The sequence below is a fragment of the Moraxella sp. 179-F 1C4 NHS genome (assembly GCF_045370505.1).
In the GTDB taxonomy this organism is placed as follows: domain Bacteria; phylum Pseudomonadota; class Gammaproteobacteria; order Pseudomonadales; family Moraxellaceae; genus Faucicola; species Faucicola tetraodonis.
The window spans coordinates 1-9,104 of record NZ_JBIQEC010000041.1; the positions used below are offsets into that span (position 1 = coordinate 1).

Genomic DNA, 9,104 nt, shown 5'->3' on the forward strand with positions numbered 1-9,104 from the left:
CCTAGACCAATTAATAACCGTGTTAGGGTAGGATCTGTTTTTGACAGGGATAAGTTACCGCCTTTATTAAGTGAAATGGCCATTTGGCTCTCCTATACTATATTATGTATTATCCAAATTTATTTGATAATATTTTTCTCTATCAAATTAAACAATTATCTGTATAAAGTCAAAGTTCTATTCGTTATTTTAATGCTTTAATCATCATATTTTTTTAGAAACTTAAAAATGAATTAAGTAATAACCTGTTCACAACTTTTTCAATAATAAAGCAACGAAAGCGAGACTGGTAAATTGAAGGCTCGTATTTAAAAGCGACTTGACTAATCGCCGTGTAGCGAAGCTATGAAAGCTAAAGGCATGTTTTTCAAGTCAACTATCCAACAGCATCGTTGCTAAATTGGCAAAAAAGGTCAAGGGTAATGGCTGACTATTATCACCGATTGAGAATAATTAGGTATGTTTTAAGCGTCTTTGACGAGCGACAAATTGCTCAAAATTTTCAAATTCAGAAAAGGGCTCGAAAATGGTAAGTTTAGTGATTAGATTTCTATCGCATAATTCTCTTTAATTTAGCCTCATTTAACCAACTGGGGAACTCTTCTAATAGCAGCTCATACAAGCGCTCATCGCTGATACCGGTGATACGCTCTAGCTCGAAAAAATTGCAATTATCAATAATACGGCCTGCCATATCATCGAGTTTTTCAAGCACCCCATAATTGCGACCGCCAATTCCAACAAACTGCCAAAAAATGGGTAGCGTTGCTGCCTGCGTTAAAACCTTTTGCATTTGCCGGCCACTGCCCACACCACCATCGGAAATAAACAACACATATACAGGGATACCATCGTCAAACTGCTGATAGTAGTTAATCACTGCTTCAATCGCCGGTATCTCCTGATTGATCCTTGCGCCCACCTGCCAGTTGCGCCAACCTCGCTTGGTTGTTTGAATAAATTGATTTACATTGGTTAAAGTGACATCATCAAGCTGCGTGGTATATTGAGCAAATGCCCAACATTCAAAACTACCGTCATTGTCAAAGTTAATTGCCAGTGGCATAAGACGATCAACCACTTTTTGCACATCCCCATTATGATATTGATGGTTCATTGAGCCTGAGGCATCTAGCACTAAAGCGACACGTGCTTGTACATCAAGTAGGTTTTTCTTTTCCAGTTGTACCAGTGACTTTTTGGTTAAATCAATAATACTGGCGTTACCTGTTTTCTCTGCTTTTTCTAAGGAAATCTTCTTTTTTAAATCAATTTTGGATAGTTGTGGGGTAGTTGGTGCGGCTTGGGTAGGCGCTTCTTCCGCCACTTCACCACCGAAATGCTTGATTAAGGCTGCCAACCCACCATTAAAACCTTGTCCCACTGCATTCAAGCGCCAAATATTATCTTTTTTATAAAGCTCCAGTGCCATTAATGCCTTTTCTTGCTGAAACATACTGCCGTTAATTGGAAAGCTTGCGACTGTCTGCTGCTGAGATTGCAAGTTGATTGCCATTGCTGGCAACTGTGCCATGGTTTGATGACCATCAATGGTTAAGGTTAATACCAAGCGTTCAATTTGCGGGGTTAAAGTGGTCAAATTGACATCAAAGCTGACTATTTGATCATCATTTTGGGTGAGCTTTAGGCTACCGCATGGGCTTTGGGGCTGGTTATAAAATATCATGTAGGCTTCGTCGCTAAGCTTACCCTCACTGTCTAAACCAAACAGTGCGATGTCTAAGTTTAAATTGCTTGGTGGAGTAGTTGCTAAGCTAAAACTCAGCGGATTATTTAATACATCTGATAGTTTAAGTTTTTGTCCACGAATAAGTTGCATCTGTAAATCCTTATTTATCGTTGTTGGTCATTGTTATTTTATTAGCGCAACTAATTAATAGGCGAGCATCTTTATAGGGCTAAATATTAACGGTTTAATTGTTGACCCAAGTGCATCGCCATCGCGATATTATAGGCAGTTTTTTCAACATTCTGTTTTGCTAAAGCAAGTGCCTCATCAAGCGAGCTTAAAGTTTGAATACTGGGAATCGCTATTGTAAAACCATCGTCTTTCCAATGGCTGTGGGGGTCATCGACTACGCCACAAATGGCGATAACGGGCACATTAACTGCTTTGGCAATTGATAGCACGCCTGATGCCACTTTGCCCATGGACGTTTGAAAATCCATCTTCCCTTCACCGGTGATGACCAAATCTGCTTGCTGAACCATTTGCTCAAGATTACTAAATTCACTTACCAACTGAAACCCGCCTGTCAGTGTTGCCGATAAAAACGTCATTAACGCAAAACCCAAACCGCCTGCGGCACCCGCGCCTGCTTCATTACGATTATCGGGGAAATTTTGACGGCTAGCAATATTGGCAAAATGGCTAAGGGCATTATCTAAAATAACGATATCGTCTAGCGTCGCCCCTTTTTGCGGGGCATACACATGGCTAGCACCGAGTTTGCCACATAATGGATTGGTCACATCACAGGCGACGGTAATACTAATATCAGCGATTTTATCGTTAACTGCATGGTTATCAATGAACGCCAATGCCGCTAAAGCTTTACCACCTTGCACAAGCTCATGATGCTGTGAATCCAAGAAACGATAGCCCAAGGCCTTTAGCATACCTGTACCTGCATCATTGGTGGCACTGCCACCGATACCAAGGATAATATGTTTTGCGCCTTTATCAATCGCATCAAGTAGCATTTCACCCACGCCATAAGTGGTCGTGATACTTGGGTCTCGCTCTGATTGTGTCAGCAGGTGCAAGCCAGCACAGCTTGCCATCTCAATAATGGCAGTTTGATTGGGCAGTAGCACATAGCTTGCCTCAATCGGGCGCATCAAAGGGTCATGTGCAATGATACGTTGCCATTCGCCAGACAGCGTTTCTTTAAGCGCAGCAGCCGTGCCTTCACCACCATCTGCCATTGGGATTTTAATGATGTCAGCCTCTTTAAAAACAGTGGTAAATCCTGTCTCAATGGCATCACACACTTCACTGGCAGTTAGACTTTCTTTAAATGAATCTGGGGCAATAATAATTTTCACGGTACTTTTCCTAAAATTATTTCATGAAATGTGTGACTTAAAGCAGAATAATCGATAATAACCAGATAAACACCATGCTAACGACACCTTGGATACCTGTAGCGACAGTATGTGCTTTATAGGCTTGTGGTACACTCATACGACTAAACTGACTAACAACCCAAAAATAGCTATCGTTGGCATGTGATACGGTCATCGCGCCTGCCCCAATTGCCATGACACAAAGCACTCGCCCCATATCACTGTCCATCCCAATTTGCCCTAACATCGGTGCGACTAAAGCGGAGGTGGTTACCAATGCCACCGTGGTTGACCCTTGAGCGGTTTTGAGTGCCGCAGAAACGATAAAAGGCATCAAAATACCTAGACCCAAACTACTCAGCGTTTCACCCAAATAAGTACCTACCGATGTGGCTTTTAACATAGCACCAAAGGCGCCCCCAGCACCGGTAATCAGCAGAATTGGCGCCGCTACCGTTAAGCCCTCAGCGATACTATCGCTAATTAGTTGACTTTTATTATTGCCTTTAATGAGTAAAAACGATAAAAACAGACCGATAAGTAAAGCGGAAAGTGGATGACCAACAAAGCCTAATAGTTGAGCCAATAATCCACTGCCCAATGGTTTAGAAGGAAATGCTACGATAGACGCCAGACATATCAATATAATGGGCACAATAATCGGTAAAAATGCCATCGTGGCTGATGGCAGCTGACCATATTGCTCACGCGCTTGCATCACTGCGGCTTTGTCAGTTGACATCAATGGATTGTCTGCCTCAGGAATAGCCTTTAAAAAACGCTGGGACCATAACCAACCTGCGGTTACCGCCACTACCGACACCAATAGACCCATACCGATGACTAAGCCAAGATTGGTTTCCAGACCAAGATTACCTGCGGCAGCAATAGGGCCGGGGGTTGGAGGTACAAAAGTATGCGTGGAATAAAGACCCGTTGCTAACGCAACACTCATAGCGACGTTAGAAACTTTTAAACGGTTCGCCAATGATTCTTTTAGTGAATTTAAAATCACAAATCCCGAGTCGCAAAATACAGGAATCGACACCACAGCGCCGACAATTGACATGGTTAATGTTGGGAACCGTTCGCCAAGTAGCTTAATTACGGTTTCTGCCATCACGATTGCAGCACCCGTCTTTTCTAAAATAAGTCCAATAATTGTGCCAAATACGATGACCAAGCCAATATAACCTAAAATATTCCCAAAGCCCTCGGCAATCGTCTTAGGCACAGTGGCAATAGGAACTTGATAAAACAGTGCGACTAAAAATGCTGAAAGAATCAACACCAAAAACGGGTGCCATTTTAATTTTGCGGTGGCAACAATAATAAAGATAATAACAATAGCAAGCCAAAGTACAATCATCGGAACATCCTTTTTCCCGTAGTTTCATGAGTTAACTGAGTTTGTCCATCACATCAGCTAACTGTAGCAAATATGTACGAAACAATACCAGAACTTTTGACTGACATACCGTATTATTTCTAAAAATGATTTCAAAGTATTGCGATACTTAATTTAACAATAAAAAGGACTTTGACACGATGAACCAGCAAATAAAAAATCAGGATGACCTAGAGCAATATGAGCAAAATTTTCCTTTAAACCTGCCTAGCAGCACCTATCAGATGCTATGTGAGAGCGAAGCTCAGTTTGGCGATGAAAAAGCCCTTACCTTTGTGTTAAATGCTACGCAGTATCAACACAGCACAAGCTATAGCTATCGGGAGCTATTGGCATATATACGTCAAACCGCCAATATGCTTTATTCGTTGGGCGCGGATAAAGATACGGTCATTGCGATATTGTTGCCAAATTTACCCGAAACCCATTTTTGTATCTGGGGCGGTGAGGCAACGGGTATTATTTTTCCGATTAACCCATTGCTTGAACCTTCTGTGATTGCCGGCTTATTAAATGAAGTCAAAGCCACGCTACTCATCACGCTTGCGCCAATACTAAGCCAACATAACAAGCCGCAGCTTTGGGACAAGGCCATCGCGGTCGCCAAGCTTACCCCAAGTTTGCAGCATATCATTGGGGTGACGATGGCTCATCATTTCGCCCATCAACTTAATATAACCTTGCCAGATGCAAGTAAAGAATTTGTACAGCAGTTACCAGAGACGGTCACCTATCATGATTTTTACACGGGGATTGCAAACCAGCCCAAAGATAGATTAATTAACCCCCGTACCATTGTGCCTGAGGATCTGTCTTCATTCTTTGGAACCGGTGGTACAACTGGCATGCCCAAAATCGCTATGCGTAATCATAAAAATGAAGTCGCCAATGTCTTACAGGCACGGGCATTGTTTGGTGATGACATGCTAAATCAGGGCAATGTCGTGCTGTGCGGACTACCCCTATTTCACGTCAATGCCGTCATGGTTACAGGATTATTACCGTTATCGATGGGTGGTGAAATTCTGCTGATTTCGCCAGAGGGGTATCGCGGCGATGGGGTTATGGCAAATTTTTGGGCGATTATTGCGCATTATCGCGTGAACTTTTTTAGTGGTGTGCCCACGCTTTTTGCTGGATTATTAAATCTATCAGTTGGCGACCATGATATTGCGAGTCTAAAGCACTGTTTGTGTGGCGCAGCCCCGATGCCGATAGAAGTATTTAAACAATTTGAAAAGCAAACAGGGGTACAAATCATTGAAGCGTACGGTATGACGGAAGGTAATTGTGGTAGTTCAGCCAACCCAAGATTTGGGGAGAAGAAAATTGGTTCAATAGGGCTACGCTTCCCGTATCAGCCTATGCAAGTGATGATGCTTGATGATAATGGCAAGTTTGTGCGAGTTGCCAACACAGGCGAGGTGGGTAATATTTGTATTCGCGGCGATAATATGTTTGTCGGCTATTATTTGGCGCAGCAAAACCAAGGGATTTGGGTAACTGACACGGACAATCAAACTTGGTTTAATTCAGGCGATTTGGGCTATCAAGATGCAGACGGCTACTTTTTCTTGACGGGTAGAAAAAAAGAGTTAATTATCCGTGGGGGACACAATATTGACCCAAAAATGATAGAAGAGGTGGTTTATCAATATGACGGGGTAGTCGGCTGTGCTGCCATTGGTAAGCCTGATAGCTATACAGGCGAGTTACCTGTTTTATTCGTTGCCCCTAAGCCGGGTGTCAGCTTAGACACTGACAAACTCATGCAATTTTGCCAACAAAACATTGGTGAAAAAGCGGCGATTCCTAAAGCCATCTACGTGATTGATGCATTACCTTTAACGGCAGTGGGTAAAGTATTTAAACCTGCACTAAAACGTCAAGCGACCGTGATGGCTGTCAGTGAATTACTGCAACACCATCAGATCAATGCTACTGTCAGCAGCAAAGACGACCCTACTTATGGGTTTGTTGTGCTAGTCAAGCTAGATGGCGATGCGTCACATCAACCACAAGCCCAAACCGTGCTGGATCAATTGGCGATTCATTGGCAGTGGGATGAATAGGTTTTTAAATAATAAAAGCAACCACTTGATTAAGCGATGGTACAAGACGCATTAACCCTTATAGCGTTTTTCGAAAATCACTGGCTGACATATTAAACTGCTGTTGAAAGGCTCTGGAAAAAGATGCCAAATTAAAAAAGCCAGTTGCCATTGAAATGGTGGTCACTGGCATGGTGGTATGTTTGAGTAGATTTTTAGCATAGTCTAATCGTAAATTAAGATAATACTGTTGGGGTGAGACCCCTAGTTGTTTGGCAAATTGCCGCTGTAGTTGTCTTTCAGAGATGCCAACATATTTAGCAATGTCCGCTAGCGTGAGCGGTTCTTCGATATTGGTTTTCATTAACGTGATAGCATCGATGACATGGGCGTAGCTATGACTGAGGGTTTTTGGTTTGGGTAGATGTTGGATGCTCGCTGGCTCTCGGATAGCGGTGATGACAAACATGTCTTGAATTTTTTCAACGATTTCTCGCCCAAAGTGCTGTTTAATGATGTGCAGGGTCATATCAAGCGCACATACCCCGCCAGAGCAGGTGTAGAGCCGATCACCAATGGTAAAAATATGGTTTAAGAATTTGACATTGCCAAATTGTTCCTGAGCCAGCGTAACATTTTCCCAGTGCAGCGAGGCTGATTGATTGGCTAACAACCCGGCATTCGCAAGCGCTATTGCCCCCGTACAAAGCCCCCCTAACGCAATATCCCGAACGGCTAAACGCTCCACAATCCCCTTTAGCGCGTCTGTCATTAAATTTTCGGCTTCATAGCCCCCGCAGATAAACACGAGTTCACAATCAAATAGATGTTTGATTTCAGCGGTATGAGTGACTTGTACCCCATTACTGGCACTGGTCTGATGACCTGCAAAACCACTAATAATCCAGCTATATACGGGCTGACTACTGACATAGTTTGCCATTCGTAACGGCTCGATGACATTGCTAAAAGCCATCATGGTAAAGCCATCAATCAATAAAAAACCAATTTTTTTAATATTCGCTGTCATAAATATAGTATGAATGGACAAGCCGTGTTGTCGTAATTAATCAAAAAAATGTCGTCTTATGAAAAACTGAATTTTTAAATTTGCGTATGATGAGGGATGTGGAGAGCAAAGATTTTCTTAACATCAACCTAAACCTCGTGAGGCGCAAACAATGAATCAGTCAGTTGAACATATGATAAATAAAGCGGCTAGCCTGGATACTGCACTTAGCATGCCAAGCTTAATCCAAATCAAAAATGGCGAGAAGGTCAAGCCGACTTTTAGCGCCCAAGAATACCAAAACCGTCAACAAAAGCTTAAAGCCTATATGGCAAAAAGCGACATTGATAGCGTGTTATTCACCTCCTATCACAATATCAACTACTACGCAGACTTCTTATATTGCTCATTTGGACGCTTCTATGGTCTGGTCATCGACCAAGACAAAGTAGTGACTATCTCCGCCAATATCGACGGTGGACAGCCTTGGCGACGTACCATGGGCGATGACAATATCGTCTATACCGACTGGCAACGTGATAACTACTTTAAAGCCGTCGCAAGTAAAATCAAAAATAAAGGCAGAGTGGGGATTGAATACGATCACTTACCCATTGAACGTTTGAAAAAACTACAAGACGCCTTGCCCAATGTCGAATTTGTCGATATCAGCCAAGCTTGTATGAAAATGCGGATGGTGAAATCAGCCGAGGAAATCGCCCTTATCAAGCAAGGTGCACAGGTTTGTGACATTGGTGGGGCAGCGCTCGTCAACGCCGTGCATGAAGGGGTTCCTGAGTATGAGGTAGCGTTAGCCTCTACGCAAGCGATGGTACGAGAAATCGGGCAACGCTTTGAGCATGTCGAGCTCATGGATACTTGGACGTGGTTTCAATCAGGTATCAACACCGATGGCGCGCACAATCCTGTGACCAATCGCAAAGTGCAGCGCAATGATATTTTAAGCTTAAACTGCTTTTCGATGATTGCAGGCTACTATGTGGCGCTGGAGCGTACGCTGTATTTTGGTGAACCTGATACGGCAACGCTCAACTATTGGGAAATTAACTGCAAAGTGCATGAAGAAGGCATAAAACTCATCAAACCTGGCGTTCGTTGCTGTGATATCGCCTTAGAGCTCAACAAAATCTATGCCGAATATGGCATTTTAGACCGCCGCACCTTTGGGTATGGGCACTCATTTGGCGTGTTGTCACACTACTATGGCCGTGAAGCAGGTTTAGAGCTGCGTGAAGACATTGATACGGTACTTGAGCCAAATATGGTCATCTCAATGGAACCGATGATTATGATTCCAGAAGGTATGGCAGGGGCAGGCGGTTATCGTGAACATGATATTTTGGTTTTAACTGAAACAGGCGCTGACAATATCACAGGCTTCGCCTATGGTCCTGCGCATAACATTATCAGTTAGCTTACTTTAGCATGACTTACTACTAACCAAGGGGAAACTATAGTTAAAGAAATATAGAAGTGCTACAATAACAAAATGGCATACTCAACCGACTACCGACAAATGATACTG

At 42.9% G+C, this 9,104-nt stretch carries 7 protein-coding genes and 1 pseudogene; 2 read left to right on the plus strand and 6 right to left on the minus strand.

Annotated features, from left to right (window positions below):
* The 5 genes and pseudogenes from ACH0AB_RS11350 to ACH0AB_RS11370 all read right to left on the minus strand — a co-directional run.
* Positions 1-83, minus strand: an 83-nt coding sequence (locus tag ACH0AB_RS11350; protein ID WP_472797692.1) for a TerD family protein, incomplete at its 3' end; no start/stop codon positions are given.
* A 166-nt stretch (positions 84-249) separates the two neighbouring features.
* Positions 250-333, minus strand: a pseudogene (locus tag ACH0AB_RS11355) (IS5/IS1182 family transposase); the annotation flags it as partial.
* Positions 334-550: 217 nt separating this feature from the next.
* Positions 551-1,840: a vWA domain-containing protein gene (locus ACH0AB_RS11360; protein WP_406878222.1), complete on the minus strand. Its 1,290-nt coding sequence runs from the start codon at positions 1,838-1,840 to the stop codon at positions 551-553.
* 86 nt (positions 1,841-1,926) lie between these two features.
* Positions 1,927-3,069: a glycerate kinase gene (locus ACH0AB_RS11365; RefSeq protein WP_406878223.1), complete on the minus strand. Its 1,143-nt coding sequence runs from the start codon at positions 3,067-3,069 to the stop codon at positions 1,927-1,929.
* A 37-nt stretch (positions 3,070-3,106) separates the two neighbouring features.
* Positions 3,107-4,459 (minus strand): GntP family permease, encoded by a 1,353-nt coding sequence (locus tag ACH0AB_RS11370; RefSeq protein WP_406878224.1) that lies wholly within the window; start codon positions 4,457-4,459, stop codon positions 3,107-3,109.
* A 179-nt stretch (positions 4,460-4,638) separates the two neighbouring features.
* Here ACH0AB_RS11370 and ACH0AB_RS11375 point away from each other — a divergent pair, with 179 nt between their 5' ends.
* The gene (locus tag ACH0AB_RS11375) at positions 4,639-6,570 is read left to right on the plus strand and encodes an acyl-CoA synthetase (protein WP_353479349.1); all 1,932 of its coding nucleotides are present in this window, start codon (positions 4,639-4,641) and stop codon (positions 6,568-6,570) included.
* A gap of 58 nt (positions 6,571-6,628) precedes the next feature.
* Here the strand turns inward: ACH0AB_RS11375 and ACH0AB_RS11380 are convergent, their stop codons facing one another.
* A complete protein-coding gene (locus tag ACH0AB_RS11380; protein ID WP_353479350.1) occupies positions 6,629-7,579 on the minus strand; it encodes a GlxA family transcriptional regulator in 951 nt (316 codons plus the stop codon).
* Positions 7,580-7,730: 151 nt separating this feature from the next.
* On the opposite strand from ACH0AB_RS11380, the gene ACH0AB_RS11385 reads away from it, so the two are divergent.
* Positions 7,731-8,993, plus strand: coding sequence for an aminopeptidase P family protein (locus tag ACH0AB_RS11385; RefSeq protein ID WP_313421984.1), 1,263 nt, complete (start codon positions 7,731-7,733; stop codon positions 8,991-8,993).
* The last annotated feature ends 111 nt before the right edge of the window (positions 8,994-9,104 follow it).

Bases quoted from the DNA above. Each gene is read 5' to 3' on its own strand.
- ACH0AB_RS11360 (WP_406878222.1), bottom strand. From the start codon at position 1,840: ATGCAACTTATTCGTGGACAAAAACTTAAACTATCAGATGTATTAAAT.
- ACH0AB_RS11370 (WP_406878224.1), bottom strand. From the start codon at position 4,459: ATGATTGTACTTTGGCTTGCTATTGTTATTATCTTTATTATTGTTGCC.
- ACH0AB_RS11375 (WP_353479349.1), top strand. From the start codon at position 4,639: ATGAACCAGCAAATAAAAAATCAGGATGACCTAGAGCAATATGAGCAA.
- ACH0AB_RS11380 (WP_353479350.1), bottom strand. From the start codon at position 7,579: ATGACAGCGAATATTAAAAAAATTGGTTTTTTATTGATTGATGGCTTT.
- ACH0AB_RS11385 (WP_313421984.1), top strand. From the start codon at position 7,731: ATGAATCAGTCAGTTGAACATATGATAAATAAAGCGGCTAGCCTGGAT.